Origin of the sequence: Pelagicoccus enzymogenes (assembly GCF_014803405.1) — a bacterium.
Classification (GTDB): Bacteria; Verrucomicrobiota; Verrucomicrobiia; order Opitutales; family Opitutaceae; genus Pelagicoccus; species Pelagicoccus enzymogenes.
In genome coordinates this window covers 413,018-437,649 of the sequence record NZ_JACYFG010000007.1, presented here as the reverse complement: position 1 = coordinate 437,649, position 24,632 = coordinate 413,018, and the positions used below count along the sequence as shown (strand labels likewise).

At 56.3% G+C, this 24,632-nt stretch carries 12 protein-coding genes; 8 read left to right on the top strand and 4 right to left on the bottom strand.

The annotated features are described in order from the left end of the window. The first annotated feature begins 112 nt into the window (after nt 1–112). The gene (locus IEN85_RS07825; protein ID WP_191616525.1) at nt 113–2,818 is read left to right on the top strand and encodes a hybrid sensor histidine kinase/response regulator; all 2,706 of its coding nucleotides are present in this window, start codon (nt 113–115) and stop codon (nt 2,816–2,818) included. 12 nt (nt 2,819–2,830) lie between these two features. Here IEN85_RS07825 and IEN85_RS07820 read toward each other — a convergent pair whose 3' ends face one another. Next, complete coding sequence (locus IEN85_RS07820) at nt 2,831–3,778, bottom strand: AEC family transporter (RefSeq protein ID WP_191616524.1); 948 nt, start codon at nt 3,776–3,778, stop codon at nt 2,831–2,833. A gap of 114 nt (nt 3,779–3,892) precedes the next feature. On the opposite strand from IEN85_RS07820, the gene IEN85_RS07815 reads away from it, so the two are divergent. The 3 genes from IEN85_RS07815 to dapF all read left to right on the top strand — a co-directional run bounded on the left by IEN85_RS07815 (nt 3,893) and on the right by dapF (nt 11,971). Further along, nucleotides 3,893–5,020: a hypothetical protein gene (locus IEN85_RS07815; RefSeq protein WP_191616523.1), complete on the top strand. Its 1,128-nt coding sequence runs from the start codon at nt 3,893–3,895 to the stop codon at nt 5,018–5,020. A 72-nt stretch (nt 5,021–5,092) separates the two neighbouring features. Continuing rightward, a complete protein-coding gene (locus IEN85_RS07810) occupies nt 5,093–11,104 on the top strand; it encodes a tetratricopeptide repeat protein (RefSeq protein ID WP_191616522.1) in 6,012 nt (2,003 codons plus the stop codon). 54 nt (nt 11,105–11,158) lie between these two features. Next, complete coding sequence (gene dapF, locus IEN85_RS07805; protein ID WP_191616521.1) at nt 11,159–11,971, top strand: diaminopimelate epimerase; 813 nt, start codon at nt 11,159–11,161, stop codon at nt 11,969–11,971. A 131-nt stretch (nt 11,972–12,102) separates the two neighbouring features. On the opposite strand, the gene IEN85_RS07800 is transcribed toward dapF, so the two are convergent. Beyond that, nucleotides 12,103–13,188: a quinone-dependent dihydroorotate dehydrogenase gene (locus IEN85_RS07800; protein WP_224772502.1), complete on the bottom strand. Its 1,086-nt coding sequence runs from the start codon at nt 13,186–13,188 to the stop codon at nt 12,103–12,105. Nucleotides 13,189–13,408: 220 nt separating this feature from the next. Here IEN85_RS07800 and IEN85_RS07795 point away from each other — a divergent pair, with 220 nt between their 5' ends. Continuing rightward, nucleotides 13,409–14,179, top strand: a complete 771-nt coding sequence (locus IEN85_RS07795) for a hypothetical protein (RefSeq protein ID WP_191616520.1) — start codon at nt 13,409–13,411, stop codon at nt 14,177–14,179. Between the two features lie 105 nt (nt 14,180–14,284). Here IEN85_RS07795 and hemB read toward each other — a convergent pair whose 3' ends face one another. Beyond that, on the bottom strand, nt 14,285–15,310 hold the full coding sequence (gene hemB, locus IEN85_RS07790) for a porphobilinogen synthase (RefSeq protein ID WP_191616519.1): 1,026 nt from the start codon (nt 15,308–15,310) through the stop codon (nt 14,285–14,287). An 87-nt stretch (nt 15,311–15,397) separates the two neighbouring features. Here hemB and cysS point away from each other — a divergent pair, with 87 nt between their 5' ends. Together cysS and thrS are read left to right on the top strand one after the other, a co-directional pair. Continuing rightward, nucleotides 15,398–16,831: a cysteine--tRNA ligase gene (gene cysS, locus IEN85_RS07785; protein ID WP_191616518.1), complete on the top strand. Its 1,434-nt coding sequence runs from the start codon at nt 15,398–15,400 to the stop codon at nt 16,829–16,831. Nucleotides 16,832–16,945: 114 nt separating this feature from the next. Further along, nucleotides 16,946–18,778, top strand: a complete 1,833-nt coding sequence (gene thrS / locus IEN85_RS07780) for a threonine--tRNA ligase (RefSeq protein ID WP_191616517.1) — start codon at nt 16,946–16,948, stop codon at nt 18,776–18,778. Between the two features lie 174 nt (nt 18,779–18,952). On the opposite strand, the gene IEN85_RS07775 is transcribed toward thrS, so the two are convergent. Further along, nucleotides 18,953–22,822, bottom strand: a complete 3,870-nt coding sequence (locus IEN85_RS07775) for a beta-propeller fold lactonase family protein (RefSeq protein ID WP_191616516.1) — start codon at nt 22,820–22,822, stop codon at nt 18,953–18,955. A 160-nt stretch (nt 22,823–22,982) separates the two neighbouring features. Between IEN85_RS07775 and IEN85_RS07770 the strand changes: the two genes are divergently transcribed. Then, entirely contained in the window at nt 22,983–24,617 is a 1,635-nt protein-coding gene (locus IEN85_RS07770; RefSeq protein ID WP_224772501.1) for an adenylosuccinate synthetase, read from the top strand. Nucleotides 24,618–24,632: the final 15 nt, after the last annotated feature.

Below are 24,632 nucleotides of genomic sequence, written 5' to 3'. Positions count from 1 at the left end.
AGCCTTTAAAACTCGGTAGCCAACTTGTGCCGAACCCGCTTTTGAACTAGCATTCATTCCGTTTTGAAATGCTAAGAACGGCGCCTGCCTAGGCCGTCAGAAATCCTACTTCATGCCAGACAAAAAGTACTCTACGACCGCGTCAAAGGACCCGGAATTCGCTGCTGAAAACGCTCAGCTCGAACTCGAGATCGCACGGCCGCTCCAGCGGCTGGACGAAAACGAGGAAAATCCCGTATTCGTGGTCGACGAACTCTTCAACATCGTCGCATTCGCCAACGGAGCCCGCTCCATACTCGGTTCTCCCAAAGCTTCCACCTTCGGCCTCTCCGAGTGCGTTTCGCTCTCGCCCGAACAAAAGGCGAAGCTAACCGACGAGGTACGAAAAATCCTGATAAGCGAAGATCCGGAGCTGCAGCGCTTCTTGCGTTTGGAAATCGAGGTCGAAAACGGAACGAGGGTCTTCTGCCTCACATTCCAAAGGGAGCCGCTCTCCGCGAATCGCATCGGGGTTCGCTGCACCGCCGAGCCTCTCATCGCAAAGTCGGCCGCGGATTCCACCTCGAAGATAGCCAAAGGCTCCGAGGAAACCATACTCGGCTGGACGCTCGATCGCGACTCCAGGGTTTTCGAGCACTTCGGGAACTCCACGGCTCGAGAGATGGCTAACCTGCACCTGTGCGAGTGGCTGAGCTGCGTTTCGGAGGCCGAAAGAGGCCAAGTCGAAGATGCTTTCGAAGCGGCGCTATCGGGAAAGGCCTCTGACATAAACATTCAATACCGCGTCACACTCGCCAACGGAGTCACCCGCAAGGTATCCACTCTCGCGAAGTGGATACCCTCCAGCGACGGCAATCCGCCCTGCACTCTCATCGGCACGCACCAGTACGGCTTCGACAACCAAAGCGTCGTCGAAGACTTGAAACTCTTTTCCCACCTCGCCCGCAAGGTTCAGCTCTCCATTCTGGTCTACGACGCGCTGGGAAACGTAAATTGGTGCAACAACGCCTTCACCGAATGCACCGGCTACCAGTTCGAAGAAATCATCGGACGCGATCCAACCGACCTGCTGCGCGGCCCTCTCACCGATTCCAACTCCGTACGACACATGCGCGACCGCCTCCGCAAAGGCAAAGCCTTCCATGTCGAGCTGGTCCAGTACAAGAAAAACGGGGCCCCTTACTGGGTGAGCATCGACGGGAATCCGCTCGTCGACGAATCCGGAAAAGTCACGCGCTTCATCTCATTCCAAACCGACATCACCGAGACCAAGAAGACGCAAAGCGCCATTTTGCGAAGCGAGATCAAGTTTCGCTCCCTCTTCGACAACTCGACCGACGCCCTTCTACTACTCTCGCCAAAAGACGGCGTCATCATCGAGGCGAACATGTCCTCCTTCAAGCTGTTGGAAACGGAGCGTTTGGTCGGGCAGCGCTTCGAGGAGATCTTTCCGGAAAACGCCGACTTCGCCGTCGATCACCTCAATGCCCTCATCGATGAAAACGACGGCCAACAACGGCACAGCGCCGAATTCCTGACAGCCTCCGGCCAAGTTCGCCCCGTCGAGATGACCGTGAGCCGCACCCCTATCGGAGAGTCGATCGCCCTCTTCGTAACACTCCGGGACATATCCGAGAAACGCCTGCTCGAAGAACAGCTGCGCCACACCCAGCGCATGGAGGCGGTTGGTCGCCTCGCCGGCGGCATTGCCCACGATTTCAACAACCTACTCGCCGGACAACGCGGTTTCAGCGAACTGCTCTGCAACTCTCGCGAGCTCAGCAAAAAAGACCATGTCTACGCGAACGAAATCCTGAAAATCACGGACCGAGCCAGCAAGCTCACCAGCCGCCTCCTCTCCTTCAGCCGCGGAAAGAGCGACCGCCCCGTAGTCGCCAACCTCAATGAGCTGATCGGCAATATGATTCCGATGCTTTCACGCATATTGAAGAAGGAGGTACGCTTCACCTCGCAGCTCGATCCAAATTTAAGTAACGTAAAGGTGGATACGAACCAGATCGACCAAGTAATCATGAACTTGGTCGTCAATGGACAGGAAGCAATCACCAGCCACGACGGCGTGGTCACTCTCAAAACAAGCATGATAGAGCTCACGGGCTCGGAAATATTCATCACCGGCAAGGCGAAGCCGGGTCGCTACGCCAAGGTATCCGTCCGCGACAACGGACAAGGCATCCATCGCGACGTGCTGGAGAAGATCTTCGAACCTTTCTTCACAACCAAGAAAGGCGCCGGAACCGGGCTCGGCCTATCGATCGTCTACGGCATCATTCAAAGCAATGGCGGACATCTCATGGTTGACAGCGAGATCGGCGAAGGCACCGAGTTTTCCTTCTACTTTCCCGAGGTGCTGGAGGAAGTGAAAAAGGAGGACTCGCCCGACCTGCTCGAGCGCATGCCGAGCGCCGAATCCTCCGAGACAGGAACGACTCCCACCATTCTCGTCGCCGAAGACCAAGAGCAGGTACGCGAAATACTGGAGCTAGGCCTAGGACAAAGTGGATACAATCTCGTGATCGCAAAAGACGGACTCGAAGCCATCGAAAAAGGAAAGAACTTCGAAGGCACGATCGACTTGCTTCTCACCGACTCAATCATGCCGGGCGCCTCCGGCTGCAGCGTCGTCAAGGAGATGCAAAAGACGTATCCAAATATCAAAGTCGTGCTCATGTCGGGCCTTCCCCAACAAGAGAGCGTCGAGTGCCAGGAGCTGACCATCGATGCCTACGTCGACAAGCCTTTTTCCATCCGCAAGTTGCTGGAGCTGATTCAAGATCTAGTCGCGGCGCCCAAGTGAGCCGCTTGCAAGCTAGGAACCAATCAACTCCAAGCCGAAACGTATCCAGAGCGGCATCGTCAACATTCCTATCGCCGTCGTGGCAAGCACCACCCTCACCGCTACCATGGGCTGACCGCCATAATGCTTGGCAATGAGGATCGGCATGATCCCTGCAGGCATGGCCGACTGGAAAACGAGCACTCGTTTGAGCTCTATGGGGAGCGGAAAGTACCAAGCGATCCAAAGCCCGAGGCAAGGGAGCAATCCTAGTCGCAAGAGCGTGCCCAAGATGCCGTCTCTTGCCTCCCAAAGCTTCTCGCCCGAGCGGATGTGGTCGAAGAGGCTGCTTCCGATCGCCAACAAGCCCAAGGGAACCGCGCAGCCTGCCAACAGATTGATCACTCGCGTCAATACGGACGGAAGCTCCCCAGCCAGTCCGGCCATGTTGATGGCAAGCCCTATGGCAAGGGCCACAACCATCGGGTTGAAGATCTTGCGAAGCCCGTCACGCAGCGAACCGCCCGCCAAAAAGGAAATCCCCACTGTCCAAATCCCCACCTCGATCCCCACGTTATGCACGAAAAGAACCGCTAGCTCGTTCGAGCCAAACATGCTCTCCATCAGTGGAATCGGCAGGTATCCGTAGTTGTAGATCCCCGTCGAAAAGGCGAAGGTCCGCAGACCGCTGCCCTTTTTGTAACCGAAAGCCCGCCCGATCGCGCTGGCTGCCAGAAAGCCGAAAGTCACCGTTCCAAACCCGATCACCGGAGCCCAAAGCGCGCCCGACCTTGCCTCGAAAGGCTCCGCCTTGAGCATGGCGCTGACTATCAGACACGGGTAGAAGACCTTCACTACCAACAAGGTAACCCCTTCCTCAACCGTTCCTTCGAACCAACCCTTCCACCGCAGGAACATGCCAGTTCCCAGCATGGCGAAAACGGGCAAAATCAACAGAAGGATGGAAAGGTAATCGTTCATCTCAAGCACCCTGAACTGACCGCCGGCTACTCGCCCGTCAAGTCAGGCCTCCGATCCTGAGCGTATTAGCGTAGTTGACAAGTGAGGCGGCCCTCCAAAAATGCCCCGCAACCAATGGCATGGCGCATAGATAAGTACGTTGTTCGCGGTCTGATCCAAAATATAGTCCCCGGACGAGTCGTCGGCACCGTTTGGCTCAAGGGCCTTAACCAGCCCATCGAGCTCAACCTGAAGGGCAATTGCTACCGCGACCTAGCCGGCGCCCGGCTCGAGTTTCGCAATCCGAAGCCCATCGAAGGCGACTACTCTGGTTTCGACATCTTCCAAGAAGGCACCGTCGGCGACATGACCGCCTCCAAGAAGGTGAAGACGCCACCCGACTTGGAGGACCTTGAGGAAACCACCGAGCTGCCTCCCGCCTTCAAGCTCGCCAACTGCCTCTACCTCGAATGGTTCAGCGAATCCAACGGACGCGTCCTCATTGAAACGCTCGACTTCACCTGGAAAGTGAGCTTGCCCAAATGGACCCTGTCCGCCGACGCGGAACGCGACCAGCAGGAAGCGAACAAGCAGGCCATGTTCAATTTCATGGACGAGCTGTCGCGAGCCCTCGACCCCGCGGAGCAACGCGAGGAGCCGATGGAAGAGGACATGGACGAGTTCCAGTGGGAAGCCTTCCTGCAAAAGAGCGACGCCCGCAGCGATATGCTGCTCGAGCTCTTCGAGAAGTACGAAAACGCGCCGGACTGCGAGGAAATCATCGCTCAAGCCATGGGTTGGGAAATCGACTCCATGGAAGTCACGGAAGAATTTTTCGAAGATTGGGAAGTCGATCAAAACGGAGAGGGTTCGGATTCGGATTTCGAATACCTGCCCAACCACCCATTGATCGTCTCCATGATGGAGATCACTTCCAAGCTTTACGACGAGTCAGAGTCGAGAAAGCTGCTCAGCGAGGACACTTCCAATCCCTGGAACCAACTCATCTGGCACGGGCAGATGACGGTCAGCAAGCTGATCGCAGCCCTCGAACAAGTATCCGAAGGCGTGGAAACGGAGCCTGGCTTCGTGGTCGCCGCACTCAAGCGCGCCCTCCACCTGCTTCACCTGACCATCGCCACCATGGAAGCCTGTATCTCGGTCAAGCCCGAGGAACATAAGTGGACCGCGGAAATCCGCAAGGAGCTCTTTACCCTCAGGGAGTCGATCATCGATCTCATGCACAACTACCGTCAGCTCTGACCGAAACGTCGGATCCGTAGTTTTACGCAGTTTGTCATTGCCAGCGGCCCCCGTCTAAGGTTTGCAGAGGGCATGCGTTTTAGCCTCTTCGTTTCGCTATTCCTCAGCTTACCCTTTTCCCTTCTCCAGTCGCAGGAAACTGCCCCACACTTCGAGCCGCTTCCCTTTTACGAAGCGATCAAGGACCGGCTCACTCCGCTGTCCGAAGTCAAAGAGGGCATCGACTATTTCAAAAACTCAGGCAAGCCTGGCATCGTCTTGCTCAACGAGCGCATCGAGTACGTAGCCGAGGACAAAGAGCGGTACCGCGTTGACCACAGCATCTATTACGTGCTCGAACAATCGGGCGTCGATCCAATCGGCAAGGACACCTTCCGCTTCCGCAAGGAGCAAGAGTCCATCCACCTTGTGCTGGCCCACGCCATTCAAAAAGACGGGAAGATCACCCCCGTAGCCCAAAACGCCGTATTCGTGCAATCGCCGCAAGAGGAAGCGGACTCCAACCTCTACACCGACTACGACGAACTGGTCGTCATCTTTCCCGACATCGATGTAGGGAGCATCACAGAGCACATCGTGATCACCAAAGAGTTCGAACCCATCGTCGAAAACCAACTCGTAAACAGCTTCTACTTCCAATTCAACTGGCCTATCTACCTCACTCGCTACGAGCTCGACGTTCCTGATTCCTTCGCTGAGCGATTCCAACGAGCCCAGGTGGGAACCAGCGTCCCCGCACCTTCAATTACCTCCGCAAACGGCCGCACCCGTTTGCGGTACGAAGATAGGAAACGCGAAGGGCGCGATTGGGAAATGCGACGGGAACCCTCCCCAGATACCGGTCCGGTGGAGCGCGTAACCACTTTCAGCTCTTGGGATGAAGTGGGAAATTGGATACGAACTCTGGTAAACGAACGCAACACCCTGAGCGATGAACTCAAGTCCGAGATCGATTCCTGGACTCAGGGACTGACCGAGCGGAATGCAATCATCCAAGCCATCCTCGACCCTATCGCAAACGAAGTTCGTTACACAGGCCTCGAATTTGGGCTCGCCGGATACCAACCCTACGACTGCAACGAGGTCTGGAAACAGAAGTACGGAGACTGCAAGGACAAGGCAAACCTACTCGCCGCCGCCCTCCAATACAAAGGCATAGACGCCAACATCGTACTCATCGACACCGACAGTCTCGGCAAATTTGATCGGAGCTTTCCGTCGCCCTTCCACTTCAACCACGCCATCACAGTCGTGCACGGCGCCGACGGCGCTCCCCTGTTTTTGGACGCGACGGTCGAGAACCTTAAAGTTGGCGATTTGCCTGGAAATGACGCCAACCGCGACGTGCTCATAATCATGCCAGATCGCACCGAGATAGGACGAACTCCTCTCGTATCCTCTGGTCAAGTACACTTCGCTTTTGAGCTTAATTTGTCGAGCGACCTCAGCCTGTCGGGATGGCTCCACATGTACGTAGATGGCTACTACGGCTCATGGTACGAAACCGAATTCAAGGAAAAGAGCGAAGAAGGACTGCGGTGGAATATGCATGAACGCATCGACGGATGCTTCCCGGGAGCAGAAATGGCAGATGTAACTTTTAATCCCAACTACGACGCCAATACCCCCATCGCCAGTTCCTACTTTACCCTGAAAAACGAAACCAGCGCCGACGCAAACAACTATACGTTCGCTCTTCCCGACCTTACTTGGTTTCTACCATCCGCCGGAGACAGTTCTGAAGGGAGATCCACTGAATTTAGCATCGACAAGAGCGAATCCACCGTGTCGATCAGCATAAAACTTCCCGGCAGCATCCGTCCCCAGGTCCTGCCAAAGGACCTCAATATTTCGACTCCAGATTATCAATACACCGGCCAGTGGTGGCAGGAAGAGAACCGACTCAACGCAAAGGTTTCTATCGTACACAAGACCGACCGCATCACTCCCAAAAACTTCAGCCAATTCCACAAGTCCATCGGCTCGGTCAACCGCTGGTGGAAAACTCCAGCGACCTTCGCTACGATCGAGGCGTTCCAAGCAGCCGAAAACCAAGTACAAGACCCATTCCCGAAGTTATCCTCCGCAGTCGCTCAACTTGCGTTGGTCGACGACATCTACAGCGCCAAAGAACCGGAAAAGCGACGTAAAGCCCTTGAGCAAGTCATCGTTTGGTTCCCAGACGAGCGTTCAGAATTGTACGAGGCTAAAATGGAGCTGGTACGTCTCGACATTGACAAGGTAGCCCCCCAACAGCTTGCCAAGAGAATCGAGTATCTAGTCAATGAATACAAAGAAGACATTACTCACGAGTACCATTCCTGGGGAGAGTATCTCCTCGCTCAGGAACTAGAGAAGTTCGGGAAAGAGAAGGAGGCTCTCAAGATATTCATTCGCCACGCGGAAGACGAGACCTTATCCGCCTACCGCCGCGGCTGGTCCTCCTACAACGCAGCCTGGATTTTACAGGATTCCAAATCCAAGGATCTCATTCGTATCCTGAAGCTTGGCATGCTCAAGGAATCCGGAGCGCTCAACGACTTGGCCCATTTGCTCGTGGTGCACCACCTTGATGCCAACGACCAGAGGAACCTGCAGGCAGACCTCAACGAAATCGAAAAGTCTCATCCGCAGAAATTTCAAGAGATCGTCGAGTATGTCAGCGACGAGATCGAAGACAACCACGACATAAAAGACGCGAAATCCCTCAAGACTTGGCGAAGCGTCATCGAACCCATTTGCGATCGGTATCCAGAATTATCCGACTGCCTCGCGGCCGCGGACCGAATGGAATCCACTCTGCTCCTCGAGTCTAAACTCGTCGATTCCGGGAAACGGATCCAGCAACTCCTCAAGAAGCTAAAGCCAGCCTGGTACAGCAAACACCAACCCTCCAGAAACACGAGTCAGAGCGAGCTCGACCAAATGATTCGAGCCACCGAAGAAGCTGAAGCCTGGGAAAAGCAAGCCGCCCTTTGCCTCGCCTACTACACTCGACACCCCGAGCAAATCGAACTTGCCAGCAAATACTTCTACTGGGCGATCTGGAACCTGAACAATCATGTCCGCTCCCCGCAGTTGGAAAGCGCTCTCTTCGAAATACTTCTCGATCTCCCCCCGGCCAACAGCCATCTGGTGAACGCCAACATCAACTTCGCGAAAAGCCTGCGATCTGACGGCGACTACGAAAAAGCCGTACAGATCCTTCAACACCTCGTATCCTTTCCCTCGCTCGAGCAAGGGTCACGCAGTATCGCCCACATCCGGTACGCCGAAGCCCTCGAGGAGATGGGACGCGCAGAGGAGGCTATCGCAGAGTATCTCAAAGGAGGTAAAATGCATTTTTCGAACTACCGCGTCTACGAAGGCCTGCTGCGGTGCTTCTTTCTTGCCCAGATCAACGGAGATGCAACCGCCGCCACCCAAGCCTTGCAATATCTGGCCGAAGGGGACTCCCAAAAGATCGAGGATTCAGGCGTTCTGCAACAGGTTCGCAACGTCCTCGCAATGAACCAAGATACTGCCTTTCGAGACGAATATTGGCGACGGGGTCGCGAGCTTATCGCTGCAGTCTACCAAACGATGGATAACCTCGGCATCGAGCTCAAGAACCTGCCGGACCACCTTCCTCTCATCCGCGACTATGACGCGTTCACACAATCCGTAGTGGACGCTAACCAGCAGTCGGACCTTGATGCCTACCATTCGAATCTCATCGTGGCCGCCCTCTCAGCCGCCACCAATCAAGCAGACCTGAAGCTCGCCCTCAGTCTTATTTCCCAAAACCTGCAAAATGACGTCGTCACCCTCCAACTGTTTTCCGCCTTAGCTGACCTCGCTCAGTTCGCCGCATACGAGGGCAGCTACTTGCAAGCTGACGAACTTAAACGCCTTACCGTCCACGCCTACCTCGCCAACGAAGACCTGAAGCAGTTGAGGGAGTGGTCGATGCGCGTGTTCCGCGACGGAAAATCGTCGCCGGAAACCATTGACTTCGCGATTCTAATGCTGGCAGGTCACGTTGCGAGCAAAGGCGTTACCGAGGACGAATGCTTCACGCTCCTCAAGCAACGACTCGACAGCTCCGAAGTACCAAACCTGCGCCCGCAAGCCGTTAACCTAATAGCTGCCCTGCAAACCGAGGCTGGAGAATTTCGCGAAGCCAAACAGTTCATCACGAGAGAACTGCAGAATCCATTGGTCGCCGCCAACGAAAGCATAGTGAAGAGCCTGAACTCCTTTCTCGATACCATCAGCAGACAGGGAGCCGCCCAAGCGGCAATTGGCAAAGTCGTCACGGACTTCATCGAATCCGCTCAGCTCACTTGGTGGGAACATATCCATCCGTTGGATACGGAATCGCTTTACAGCGACGGAATCCCCTTGCACAAGCTCGACGACCGCTTCGACGACTACAGCTACGTCGAGATGGTGAAACACTATTTCCTGCTCGCCCAATCGGATCGCGAGGACAGCGAGAGCAGGCAAGAAGCAATCATCGAGGGAGCCCGCTTCTGGCAGTACATCCACCCTGATCCGCAATTCGTGTTCGAAAAAGTCAGCGAACTCGCCGCTCACCCAGACCTCGACCCCGTCGTCAGAAACGATATAAAAATAGCCCAACTCTACTACCTCATCAATCTGCGACATACTGGGCTCCTGGAAAAGCTCCTCTCGGACGATACGTTCCTGGCGGACTCCTATCGAGAGGACTTCAAGCATGTCCTCGCGTTCATGAAAATGCCAACGACCGACCTCGAAGAGTCGCTGGCTGCGATCCGATTCTTGATTGATGGCCCGTTCTCCGACGCCGACAAGGAACAGTTACGAGGCGCCATCACCAACGTCGTCACCCGCTTCGGGCCGGAAGCCATCACGCCCATCCTCGAGGAGCTCCCCAAATTGACGTTGATGGATGGCGTAGACTTCGATCTCACCCGCCTCCGCCTCGACGCCCTGCAAGCGAAGCGTTCAGCTCAAAAGCTCCACCCGATCTTCCAACTTCTATCAGGAGCGGCCGAGCTACCTTCGAAGCCAATTGGCTCTGGCTATTTCGCAAGCTCAGATGCCATCAAAATCGAAAACCTTCCCTCCTCGCTCGCTTATCAAGTACAACAGTTTGGATACAGTTCAGATTACTTCAGCCACCTGTCCGAGCTTCTCTTCTATCTGAACTCGCTGTCCGGAAAGCGAGACAATCAATTGCTGGCCAAGATCTACCAAGAAATCCTCAAACTGGACCCGTCCATCATCGCATCCGCAATCGCCTACGCAATCGGCACCGGAATCGATCAGGACAACGTAGAGCAAAGGGATCCGTTCCTTCGCACACTTCGTGACTACGCTACCCAAAAGGCAGACAGCTCCTTTGCCGACATCCACAACCAGCAACTCCTGCACTTCAGTCCGACGACCCAGGAATCCTCCTTCCTCGAAACGGAGGGCGCATCGCGCAAGTACCAGACCACCTTCGATATAATCCGGGCCGCTCGCTCCGGAAACCGGTCAAAGGCGCTCGCTACACTCCAAACTTTGGATACAGAGGTCCTGATCGACCCCGAGCTCACCTTCACCTTCTACTCGCTCGCCCGCGAACTGGGCGATTCCGATCTCGCACTCCTGTTGGCGGAGCAAGTGGAAGAAACCATTCGCAAACAGATAGCATGGTCTATATCCAACCTCACTTGGATGCCTATCAACTATCTGCCGGTCATCGTTTCGTTTCCGGAGCAAGCCGACTCGCTACTCTGGTACTTCGACCTCGTAGCTGAGCAAAGCGAAAATGAACTCATCCTCGCCCACAACGATACCGCTCGCGCCCTTGCGAGATCAGATTGGCAAGGCGTACTGGATGCGGTGGAACGTGCAGACGCCATCGTACCAACCTTCTGGGACCTCGATCTCGCCCAAGGAATTGCAAACTTCGAACTCGGCCGTTTCAAACCCGCCCGCGATGCTTTCGAGACCTATCTGCACTATCGCCCCAATTCCCCCGTTAGCGCCACCGCCAAGAGATACCTCGACAAGATCGACACCAAAATAGCCGCTGCCAGCAATCGAGAATCGCAGCAGCCGATCCGTTAAACGAATCGTTGCAATTTCAGCGGGCTGCGCCATTCCAGCCTGCAAAATACCGCTATGGAAATCGCTTTCACAAAGATGCACGGAGCCGGCAACGACTTCGTAATGATCGAAAATCTCGACGGAAAGATCGAGCTCACTTCCGAGCAAGTAGCCAAGCTTTGCGACCGACGCTTCGGAATAGGGGCAGACGGCCTTATCCTGCTCAACCCACCGGCCGACAGCTCCACGGAAGCGACCATGATTTACTACAACGCTGACGGTGGGCGCGTCGACATGTGCGGAAACGGCGCTCGCTGCTTCACATCCTTCGCCTTGCAAAACGGCGTGGGTGACGGATCCAGCGTTTCTTTCACCACAGATGCTGGTCCGATGACTGCAACCGCGAAGGACGGCCAATTCACCATCCGTCTCACCCCGATGCGCGACCTCAGGCTGGACCAAACCTTGGTGACGCCGCATGGAACCTACAGCTACCACTTTATGAATACAGGCGTCGAGCACGTGGTCACTTTCGTCGAAGACGTCAGCTCCATCGACATAAAGCCAGAAGGAAGCGCCGTGCGTTACCACCAAGATTTCGCCCCCAAGGGCACCAACGCTAACTTCGCCCAGATCCAAGAGAACGGCATCATCAAGGTCCGTACCTACGAACGTGGCGTGGAGGACGAAACCCTAGCCTGCGGCACCGGCGTCACGGCGGTGGCGATCGCTGCAAGTCTCAAGGGGCTCGCCCAAGCCCCCGTATCGCTTCTCGTAGCCGGAGGCGACGTGCTCACCATCGACTTCGATCGCGATGGCGAATCCGTGAGCAACGTGACCCTCACTGGCCCCGCGAAAAACGTATTCACCGGCACCGTCGAAATTTAACCGCGGTGGGACAACCGCTCCGCGGGCGTCACTCACAGCGGCTTTAAAGCTCAAAAGCAGCAACTCCATCGGAGTAGCTGCTTTTTTAATAGTTCAAATGGGAGGGACGACTTCCACGCCGTCGCCCCCTACTACAAGTCTCCGCACTTCTCGGCAAGGTGGCGAGCCACCCGCTTCCCGATCAGCGGTCCCTCGAAAATCATGCCCGAATAGACCTGCACCAGAGTGGCGCCGGCATCTATCTTTTGAGCCGCGGTATCCGGGCTTGTGATACCGCCAACGCCTATGATCGGAAATTTTCCGTCAACGAGCTTGGCGATGTGTGCGATCATCTTGGTCGACATGTCGCATATCGGAGCCCCACTGATGCCGCCAGCCTGATCAAGATCCTTGAATGGGCCTTCGCGAGCCATCGTCGTATTCGTCGCAATAATACCGTCGAGTTTCAGGTCATGCAATATCTGCACGATGTCGCTGACTTCTCCTTCCGTTAGGTCCGGAGCGATCTTCAACAAAATCGGCTTTCGGCTTCCGGAACGTCTTTCCTCACGTTGCTCGTTAGCCGCCACCAACTCACCAAGCAATTCCCTCAGGCGATCCCCTTCCTGCAACTTGCGTAAGTCGGGAGTATTTGGGCTGCTCACGTTTACCACTACGTAATCAGCATGGTCCGCCAGAAGGGCGAAGGATCCAAGGTAGTCTTCGACCGCTTTGTCCAGCGGCGTAACCTTGGACTTGCCGATATTCACGCCGAGCGGAATACGACGTTCCCCAGGACCAGGCTGCCCCGCCAAACGAGCCGCCACGAACTGGGCTCCATGATTATTGAAGCCCATCCGGTTCAGCACCGCGTCATGTTCAGGATAGCGAAAAAGCCGAGGCTTCGGATTTCCTGGCTGGGCCTTGTGCGTCACCGTACCAATTTCTACGTGCCCGAAACCAAAGGCCTCAAAGGCCTCCCAGCATACCGCATTCTTGTCGAAGCCGGCTGCCAAGCCAATACGGTTGGGAAACTTCACGCCGAAGGCTTCCACCGGTTTAGCCGCGCTCGGCAACTGGTTGAACGCGCCCAACAACCCCTTCAGTCCAGGAATCGCGCGCAACACCCTTAGGGAGTCGACAGTCACTTCGTGAGCCCTCTCGGGGTCGAGCTTGAAAAATAGTGGTTTCAGTAGGTTCTTGTAGACAGCGCCCATGCTGCGCGTAAAAGAAGGCAATAACTCACGTATTGGAAATCAAAAACATACGCATTATCCGCGTAATCTAAAGGGATCGCAGAAGGCAGGGCCGCAAGGAGCAAATTTCCCCTTGCAATGCCACCGGATCATGCCCTTCAAAATTTGCCTTAAAGCCCCTACAACATTTCGTCGTTTTTAGCCTTTCATTGATTGACTTAGCAGCCTCAGGAGCTTTTTGGATAACCGTAATTCGTAATATATGCCAAGAGCAGCAAAACAGTTAGAGTGGTGCACAGTTCGTCTCGGCGAAGACACGAACTGGTGGGTAGTGGAAGTGAGCGACGACGTGCATTGGGACGTCGACGGGCTCAGCATCGTCGACCCGCGCCAAATTTCCCACATCCTTGACCTCCTAGAGCCCCTTCAAGAGTACAAGCTCGACCAAGATCTTTTCGACGCAGCGTTCATTCCGTTTCGTATCCAGAGAAACTTGGGAGACGGACTCATCCGACTCACCCGCTCTCAGGAAAACTTCGCCGACGCAGAAGAGCCGCTCTTCGGACTTCCAAATATCGTGGACGACGAGAACAGCCCCTACGCTGACTTCATCAACCACATCACGAAGATCCGCGTGGCCATGCTCAACGACCTGATCGACTTCGAGCAAAAGCTCACCGTCGACGAAGTTGAAGACGACATCCGCGAAGAGGAGAACAACAACTTCATCGAAGGACGCGCGGTTCATCTCTTCAACGAGGTCACCAATATCCTGGACTACGTGCCGGCTGGCTGGGAGCTCGACGACGACGACTCCGCCAGCAAGTCCGACGGAGACGACGATTTCGAGGACCTTCCGGAGATCGAAGAGGAAGACACCTCGGAGATATCCAAGGACGAGAGCCTCAAGTGGGACGAAGACGACGAGGATGACGACGACGATTCGGACGACACCTACGAAGGCCCTCCTCCCGATGATGACGACGACGATGACTTCGGGTCCGACGAAGAAGAGGACGACGAAGACAAGTAACCAATTTCCAATTACAAAGCCCGCTCGGAAATCCGAGCGGGCTTTTTCGCGCAAAATTTGTGGGGCTGTCGCTCCCGACACGCCGCAGACCCTACAGTGCGTTCCCTACCCCTTCAGCTTCCTCGCCACTTCCTTCGCAAAGTAAGTCAGGATCACGTCCGCTCCCGCCCGCTTGATCGCCAGCAGCGACTCGTCACGCGTCTTCTCGTAGTCGAGCCAACCGAGCTGGGCCGCCGCATGGATCTGGGCGTACTCACCCGAAACCTGGTAGGCCGCGACCGTCACTTGCGACGCATCCCGCAATTCCCGAATGATGTCCAAGTAAGCTCCAGCCGGCTTCACCATCACGAAATCCGCCCCCTCGTCCTCGTCCAGCAAGGCGTCCATGATCGCCTCCCGACGATTCGCCGGATTCATCTGATAAGTTTCTTTGCCCAGCAAGGTCGTGCCCGCCGCGCTGGCGCTGCCCACCGCCTCGCGGTACGGACCGTAGTACGCCGAGGCAAACTTCGCCGAGTAGGCCATGATCGCCGTATCGATAAATCCGCGATCGTCCAAAGCCTTGCGGATCGCCCCCACACGTCCGTCCATCATGTCCGAAGGCGCCACGATATCCACGCCCGCTTCCGCCTGCAGCACCGCCATTTCGCACAGGCGACGCACCGTCTCGTCATTGAGCACATAGCTGCCGTCCTTGTTCAAGACACCGTCATGCCCGTGCGAGGTATAAGGATCCAGGGCCACATCCGTGATAACCGAAAGCCCGGGCACTTCGGCCTTCAGGGCTCGCACCGCCCGCAAGGTCAAAGTATCCGGATTTCCCGCCTCCGAGCCCAAGGCATCCTTCAAGCTCGCATCCATGTTGGGAAAAATGGCCACCGCTGGAACGCCCAGCGACGCCAGCTCGCGGCACTCCGCTACCAGGTCGTCGATATTCAAACGATACAGGCCCGGCATCGATCCAACGGGCTCCTTTTCGCCCGACTCCTTCACAATCAAGGGGGCAATCAAGTCCTCCACCCTCACGTAAGTCTCCTGCGCCATCGCCCTCAACGAGGCAGTACGACGCATCCGCCTCGGGCGGCGCGGTAAATCCAGCTTGAAATCCTCGGTCTTATCGAAACGCTTCATGGCTCTTTTCCGCGAAGCTGTAGATTCGCACGCAACACGCAACCGAAACCTACACATCTTCAACCTTCATCCTTCAACCTTCATACTTTGCAACAAGTCACATTCCACAACACCCTTTCCCGCAAGGCGGAACCCATCGTTCCCACCAAAGGCAATGTCGTCGGCATGTACTGCTGCGGTCCCACCGTCTACGCCCAGGCCCACATCGGCAACTTCCGCACCTTCCTCAACCAGGACGTAATGCGACGCGTCCTGCAGACCGCAGGCTATAAGGTGATCCATGTTCGCAACCTCACCGACGTAGACGACAAGACCATCGCCCGCTCCATCGAAGAAGGCCGCCCGCTCACGGAATTCACCGAGCACTGGACCGAAGTTTTCCACAAGGACTGCGAACGCTTCAACATGCTGGCTCCGCAAATCGAGCCAAAGGCCACCGCCCACATCCCCGAGCAAATCAAGATGATCGAGGACCTTATCGAGCGTGGCCACGCTTACGCCTCCGAAGACGGATCCGTCTATTTCCGCGTGTCCTCGTTTGACGGATACGGCAAACTCTCCCGCATCAAGGAACGCGAGCTCCTGACCGACGCCGCAACCGACGAAGACGAAGGCCCAGTCGACTCCGACGAATACAGCCGCGACTCCGCCGCCGACTTCGTCATGTGGAAAAGCCGCAAGCCCACCGACGGCGACGTCTACTGGGACAGCCCCTGGGGCGAAGGCCGTCCCGGCTGGCACCTCGAGTGTTCCGCCATGGCCATGAAGTACTTGAGCAACAACCTCGACATTCACTCCGGCGGCGTGGACCTCACCTTCCCGCACCACGAAAACGAGATCGCCCAATCCGAGTGCTCCTGCGGCCACCAAAAGCAGTTCTTCAAATATTGGATACACGCCGCCCACCTCTTGGTCGACAACGCCAAGATGTCGAAAAGCCTCAACAATTTCTACACCGTCGACGACATCGAGGCCAAGGGCTACGCCCCGGTCGTGCTCCGCTACGCCCTCACCTCGGGCCACTACCGCCAAACCATCAACTTCAATTCCGACTCCCTCGTCGCGGCCCAAAGCGCCCTCGTCAAGCTGCGCAAGTTCTCCGACGAGATACTAGCCGCCGCCAGCCTCAAGCGCGCCGCGGTCTTGAAGGAGATCAACAAAGGCAAGCACCTCCACGATGAGTGGGGAATCTTCGCCGACGCCTGGCAAAAGCTCTCCAGCGACATGAACATCCCCGGCGCCCTTGGCGGCATCTTCACTGCCATCAAGTCCAAGCCCGGAGCCGAAGCGGTGGTGCCCTACCACAAGCTCATCTTCGCTCTCGGCTACGATCTCGACCAAGTGATCATCGAAAAGCCCAAGGTAGAAGCTCCCGAGGACGTCAAAGCACTCGCCCAAAAACGCTGGGACGCCAAGCAAGCCAAGGACTGGGCCGCCGCCGACGCCCTCCGCGACGAGCTCGCCGCCGCCGGCTGGAAAGCCCTAGACCGCAAAGACGGCTTCGACCTCGAGCAACTGTAGGGCGCGGGCTTTACGCCCGTCCCGCAGAGCCCACCAACAAGATCACTCCCCCCTTAAAAAAATACTTCGTGACCTCAGCGCCCTTCCCGGGCAAAACACTCCGCTTACTTTTCCATGAAAGAACAAATGACTCCTCTCGAAGAGATCCGACACTCCTCGTCGCACGTTCTCGCCACCGCAGTCCTTCGCCTCTTCCCGGACGCGAAGCTCGACATCGGCCCGCCAACCGACACCGGATTCTACTACGATTTCGACTTGGATCATAAGTTCACCGCCGACGACCTCGAGAAGATCGAGGCCGAGATGAAGAAGGTCATCAAGGAGAACCAACGCTTCGAGCGCATCGAGGTTTCCCGCGAGGAAGCGGTCAAGATGATCAAGGAAATCGGCCAAGAAACCTACAAGCTAGGCCGCCTCGACGACATCCCCGAAGGCGATCAAGTCTCCTTCTACCGCAACGGCGAGTTCCTCGACCTCTGCGCCGGCTCCCACGTCAACTACACCAAGAAGATCAAGGCCTTCAAGCTGCTCTCCATCGCCGGAGCCTACCACCGGGGCGACGAGAAAAACAAGCAGCTCCAACGCATCTACGGGACCGCCTTTGCCTCCAAAGACGAACTAGAAACCTACCTCAACCAACTAGAGGAATCCCGCAAGCGCGACCACCGACGCGTGGGCAAGGACATGGGCCTCTTCCACATAGACGACGCCGTCGGCCAAGGCCTCATCCTCTGGAAGCCCAAGGGCGCCATCGTTCGCCAAGAGCTCCAGGACTTCATCTCCGAGCAGCTCATCAAGCAAGAGTACTCCCAAGTCTTCACGCCGCACATCGGCAAGCTGGGCCTCTACAAGACCTCCGGCCACTTCCCTTACTACCAGGAGTCCCAGTTTCCGCCGCTCATCGAGCGCGACTCCCTTGCAGACCTCGCCGAGGAAGGTGCGACTTGCTCAACCCTCACTAACAATCTCGAGACCGGCGACATCGAAGGCTACCTCCTCAAACCGATGAACTGCCCTATGCATATCAAGATCTTCGCATCGGAGCCACACTCCTACCGCGATCTTCCGATACGCCTCGCCGAGTTCGGCACCGTCTACCGCTGGGAACAATCCGGCGAGCTCAACGGCATGACCCGCGTCCGCGGCTTCACCCAAGACGACGCCCACCTCTTCTGCACCGAAGAGCAACTACAGGACGAAATCCAAGGCTGCCTCGACCTCGTCAAGATCGTCTTCGGCACCCTCGGCATGGAGGACTACTCCGTGCGCGTCTCCCTGCGCGATCCCAACTCCGACAAATACGTCGGCGATCCCGCCAACTGGGACAAGGCCGAAGCCGCCATCCGCGAAGCGGTTAAGACGCTCGGCGTTCCCTTCGTCGAAGAAGAAGGCGAAGCCGCCTTCTACGGTCCCAAGATCGACTTCGTCGTCAAGGACGTCATCGGCCGCGAATGGCAGCTCGGCACCGTGCAGGTCGACTACAACCTGCCCGTACGCTTCGACATCTCCTACACCGGGTCCGACAACAAGCCGCACCGTCCCGTCATGGTGCACCGCGCCCCTTTCGGCTCCATGGAGCGTTTCTGCGGCCTGCTCATCGAGCACTTCGGCGGCGACTTCCCAACTTGGCTCGCGCCTGAGCAAGTACGCGTCCTGCCGATTTCCGACAAAGTTCGCGACTACGCCGAAAGCCTCGTAAGCCAACTCAAGGCCAACGGAGTGCGCGCCACCGGCGACTTCAACTCCGACAAGCTCGGAGCCAAGATCCGCAACGCTGAACTCGACAAGGTCCCCAACACCCTGATCGTCGGCGAACGCGAAGCCGAAGAAGGCAAAGTCTCCGTGCGCAGCCGCTTCCACGACGGCAAGCCCACCATGCTCTTCGAAGAGTTCGAGACCCAAGTCCTCCAACTCATCAACGAACGCACTCTACAAATTAAGAAGTAGGTAGGAGCGACCTTGGTCGCGATTTCCCCACTATTTTCACGCCAAGAGCCGCCTCCAATCCGAGGCGGCTCTTTTGTATCCAAATCCCCGTCACAATCCGTGGGAAGCGGCCTTGCGCCGCGATTAACATCTCCAAAATCAAAATCGCGGCACAAGGCCGCTTCCTACAAAACACTACCTCGCATCATACACCTCCAACATCGCGGTCCCAATACTTCCACTGTTACTCCTCAAAACCGCCACATACTTGCCCGCCCCTAGCATCCGCAAAATTCTAGCTTCGCCGCCACTCGTCGACAGCGTTCCAACTGCGCCCGTCTGCGAAACCGCATCCTCCAGGGTTATTGTCGCATCATTCGTAGCACTCCCCCAATCATCGTTGCTTGCCAACAAACTCAATTCTCCAGCCTCGGAGATCTCGTACAACCCCAACTCCAAATCATCCGCTCGACTCGTCACATAACCCGCATCGATACTGCTCCCCGCGCCTTGCAACAGGACGGGTAACTCAATCGCACCCCCTACTTCAAAGCCCACCACAATTGCAGAATCCTCCGCGAGCAATTGCCCCATCACTCGGGCACCACGAGGAAAAGCTGAGCTCCCATCCACGCTAGCCGCAGCGTGTAATAAGTGCCGCTCACTCAAATCAAAGCCGCCTCCTGGCCGAGCTTCGTCAAACAAAAAATAGGCATTCCAATCTTCAGGCTGCCCTTCTCCCAGCAATTCGAATTCACACTCGTCGGAATTCAGGCTGTATCGTGCAACCGGATACAGAGCCCCAAAGCTCATTTCCGAAAAGCGTCCCCCAGAAGCGTTTCGCTCCAAGACGATTTCCCCATCCCCCGCCAACGGAATCTTCGATTCGAAAGCTTTCGTGTCCCCAGACGCCTCCACATGCAGCGCTACGCTCGTGAAGTTTGCAGAGGGAATCAGCTCGGAGGTCGTCTTCACTTCGTCGGATTCCCCAATGGCATCGTAGGACACTAGCGTATACTCCACTCGCTTGCCACGCGGCGCGTCGCGGTCAAAGTAGGTGGTGGTTCCCGCTGGTACGTCAGCGACGTCGAAAACGCGTTCCGCTACCACCACCTTACGCCGCAGACGGAAGCCAAGTTCGTCATCCGACAAATCGAGCCATTCAAGCTCTACGCCCAGCGGCCCTACTTCCACTCGAACCCACTCAGGTTCGAGCACATCAGACTCTAGGGGCGGATCTTGCGTGACGCTGATCGCCTTCTCGTTTACCAAGATGTCCGCCGTACGGATTTCCGCAGTGTCATTCGCCTCGACCGAGAAGCCCACCGTTCCATCGCCAGAACCACCTGCCGCTCCCGTCAAGCTGATCCAAGAAACGGATACGCTTGCCTGCCAATCGATATTGGAGCTCACCGACACGGAGCCTGTGCCGCCATCGCGATCAAACTGCGTCTTAGTCGCGCTGATATCCAACGTGGGAATTTTGCCCGCTTGTTCGACAACGTGCGTCCTTTCGTTAATGCTAATCTCAGCGGTACGCGAATCGAAGCTGTCGTTTTCATCAATACTCAGGACGATAGATCCATAGTCCGCACCTGTGGCAGCGGAAGAGATGGCAAGCCAATCCGCATCCTCGCTCGCCGTCCAATCGACGTTCGACTCGATGTCGACCACCTTCGCGCCACCGCTCGCATCCACTTGAGTACGAGACGGACTGATACGCATGAATGGAGGCGAACCTGCCTGCACCACCGTGTGCTCCAAACCGCCTACCACAATTTTCCCCGTGCGCTCATTCTGGGATTCGTTCAACAGAGCCCGATAGACAACCCCCTGGTTCCCAGTCCCTTGTCCACTTGTCGGGCTCGTCACTATCAACCACGGGGCCTGTGACAATGCCTCCCAATCTTTCGAAGAAGTCACTCCGATCGCATAACCGGATTTCGCATCCCTCGTGATGCTGCGGGAAATCGGACTAATCGCCTCGACCGGAATTTCGCTCGTGATCGCAACGACCGAATTCGTGTAGTCTGAATCGCCAGATTCGTTGTAAGCCTGAACTCGATACGCGTAGGTGGAAAGAGCTTCGACAGAACGATCCACGAAAGTAGTAACGTTCTTGTCGATCGTGGCCACGCTTGCCCAGGTCGCGCCCGCTTCGTCTAGCCTGCGCTCGACCCTAAAACCATCCTCCACCGCAGAACGATCTGACCAGCGGAGCGAAACCTTGTTGTAGGTCTGCTCCAGAACCGCCAGGTTCACCGGCGACTGAGGAGTGTCGTCGAACGATTCAATTACAGCATCGTTCGACCAGAGCGACACGTTATCTCCTTTGCGAGCCCGCACCCGATAAATGTAAGTCGTCGAAGCAGCTAGGCTCGTGTCATCATACTGTGTCTGATTTTCCAATACAGTCACCAAGCCAGCGAACTCGCCTCCGGGAACGCGACGTTGAATCTCGAAGCTCGTCTCATTGTCACTCTCGTCGGTCCAAACCAAGCGAGCCGAACTGCTTGAAATGTCCAATGCAGTGAGGTCCAAAGGTGCGTTCACCACCACTGGCGGCAATACCGTCAAGCCAACCGCCGCACTCGTGAGCACTCCACCCGGATTGCTCACCTGAATACTAAAGGTACTCCCGTCATCTCCGGGACCAACGTCCGGAATCGTCAAAACCGGCAAAGTTTCACCGTCGATTTCCGTTCCATCACGTAACCATTGATAGCTCAGATCAACACCTTGAGCCAATGCGTAGAAGGCCACAGTCTCTCCCTCCTCGATACTCTGCTCAACCGGTTGTACTACAAATTCCGGAGGATCCACCAGGACCTCGCGTCGAAATGTCAAAAGCGAATGCGGAGTAGACCCAGCTCCTAAATAAACGTGTTCACCATCCGGGCTGGTACCGATAGACAATGGACCATTCAAGTTCCAGTCGTCGTCCGGACCTGAAACGAGGCTTTGATAGTAGGTCAGAGCACCTGTAGTTGCATTCCGCTCAAAGGAAGTCACCGAATCACTTGATGAAACCGCGACATAAACGTAAGCACCATCCGAACTAACTGAAATAGCATGAGGACCGTCGAGATTCTGCACCCCACTCGATCCGTCAAACACGTCGCTTTTCATCGTCAGCGCACCGGTCTCTGTATCGCGGGAAAAAACGGTGATAGCGTCGTTATTCCATGATGCCACATAGGCAAACTTTCCGTCAGGACTCAGGGCGAGAGCTCTGATGGAGGTCTTGTTGCTCTCCGAAGTCAGATACGACAAACGACTGTGGTACGTTAATAAACCGCTGCTGACATCCCGACTAAAAACAATAATCTCGTTGCTGTGCAAAGCCACATAGAGGTTCTTCCCGTCAGAACTCATCGCCAACGCATGCGGCGAGCTCAACTCGACAACCCCTTGGTCGCCTTCCTCATAGACACCCAGGAAACTTGCAGTTCCAGTCACCGCGTTCCGGCTGAATACACTTATCTTACTCTCGTCGTAAGCTGCCACATAGAGGTTTTTGCCGTCTGGCGACATCACAATTGAGCGTGGCCCGTCCAAACCATCTACGCCTCCATCAGTGTCGTAGATTGCATCGATCAGGCTCAGTGCACCTGTCTCCGCATCTCGGTCGAAGCTCGCCAAGCTATTCGAAATCATCGCCACTGAATAGACAAATTCGCCATCAGGGCTCATCACCAAAGAGCGAACGCCACCCAACGCATTCTCTCCCAAGTCGGCTTGCGTGATCACGCCTGAATATCCCAATTCACCACTCTCTTCGTCTCGCGAAAAATAGCTGATCTCCGACGTCCCAAAAGATGCCACATAGACGTGCCCTCCATCGGGAGTCACCTTGACATCGTAAGGTTGCTTCAACCCGTCTTTGACTCCAACCTCATGCAAGTGCTGCTCGATGAAAACCAACTGCTTGATCACCTCAACGACAGGCTCGTCTCCTTCGTCGCCCGAATCTTGGGCACACAGAGACGCAACCGCGATGATCCCCCAGAAGAGGGCAAACGCGGGACGGAACCAGTGTAGGCAGCTAGGCAAAGTTCGTATCATCGAGTCGTGCGCGTACGCAAAGCAACCGACATGCCCCTGCCCCCTATTTAACATTTCATTTACGGCAGAAAAATAATTGCTGGCTTGAGCAGCCGCGAAACCCCTTCCAATTCTGCGAATTCGGTCCCGCCCCTGATCGATTGAAACTTAGCTGCAAGTTTTGCTCGATCTCTGGCGCGAAGCTGTGCATTTTCTCGCGGCTTTGGTCGTAAACGCCGAAGCAGACACAGACATGGCCCTCACAGAGTACAAAAGCAAATTCATCGCCGACTGCGGCATCAGCATGGGAGACGAAGGTAAAGGACGCCTCATCTCCGAAGTCGTCGAAGAGCTTCGTGAAAAGACTGGCGTGGAAAATCCCGTGCAAGTCGTCCTCAAGGTCAACGGAGGCGCCAACTCCGGCCATACCGCGGGCGGGCTCAAGCTCAACCTTCTCCCCGCGGGCGTCGTCGACCAGTCTGTCGAAACCCTCGCCATCGGAGCCGGCGTGGTAGCCGACCCACGCAAGTTCATGTGGGAACTCCTGCCCGTCGACCACAAGGGCTACCGCGTCACCGAACGCCTCGCCATCGACGAACGCTGCATGGTTTCCGACGTCATCCATCGCTTGCTCGACCTCGCCTGGGAGTGGTACCGCGTCAACGTCATCAACGAAGAGCCCCGCGGCAGCACCGGCCGCGGAATCACCCCTGCCTACCTCGACGAAGTCGGCCAGTTCCAGATCGTCTACTCCGACTTCCTCGCCGACCAAGAGCTTTACGCCAAAAAGGTAGCCAACCGGGCCGACCGGGCTTGCCGCGTCATCCAGCACGTTTGCCAAGTCACGCCCGAAGCTTGGGACAGCTTCTTCGACACCCTCACTGAAGGTGAAACCCGAGCCAACGAGGAAGCCATCAAGCTCGGCCTCTTCGACGAGAACGAGTTCGACTTCACCATCTTCAAAGGCGAGGAGCCCTTCACCCTAGACGTCGAGAAGATCGTAGAAATCTATTGGGACACCGCTCAAAACCTCGCCGACAAGATCGTCGACGTGCGCGAGTTGGTTCGCGGCGCCCAAAGCGCCGGCCGCTACACCATCGGCGAATACGGCCAAGCCTACTGGCTCGACAAGCGCCAAGGCTTCTCGCCCAACGTTTCCGCCTCCCACACCTACGCTCCGGAATTTTTCAATTCCGCCTGCCAGCCCGTCCAGCCCCTGCACGTCTTCGGCGTCGCCAAGGCCTACGACACCAAGGTCGGTACCCACGTTTTCATTACCCAGGAAGATCCAGAGCACCCGCTCTTCAAGATCCTCCGCAAGCTCGAGTTCGGCGTATCCACCGGTCGCCAACGCATGGTCGGCTGGTACGACGCGGTGGAAAAAGGCGACACGCTCCGCTTCGGCGGATTCGACGATCTGATGATCAACAAGATCGACGCCCTTACCCATTCCGGCGACTGGAACGGCAACCTTAAAATTTGTATCGCCTACGAGGATACCGAAGGAAAACGCTACCATCGCGTTCCCCGCACGGAAGCCATTCGCAAGACGCTTAAGCCCGTTTACCAAGAGTACGCCGGCTGGACCCAGGACATTTCTAAATGCCGCAAGTTCGACGAGCTGCCTGCCGAGGCAAAAAGCTACATCGCCGGCATGATGCGTTCCCTGCTGGACTCCGCCTACTATGGCGACGAATGGCCAGCCGAATTGCCCAACCTGCGCTACGTCGGCGTCGGCCCCATGCCCTCACAGGTCATCCGCGACATCCCGGAGATCCGCGAGCTCCTCAAGTTCGACCAAGCGATCCAATCCTAAGGGTCGGGCCCGCTG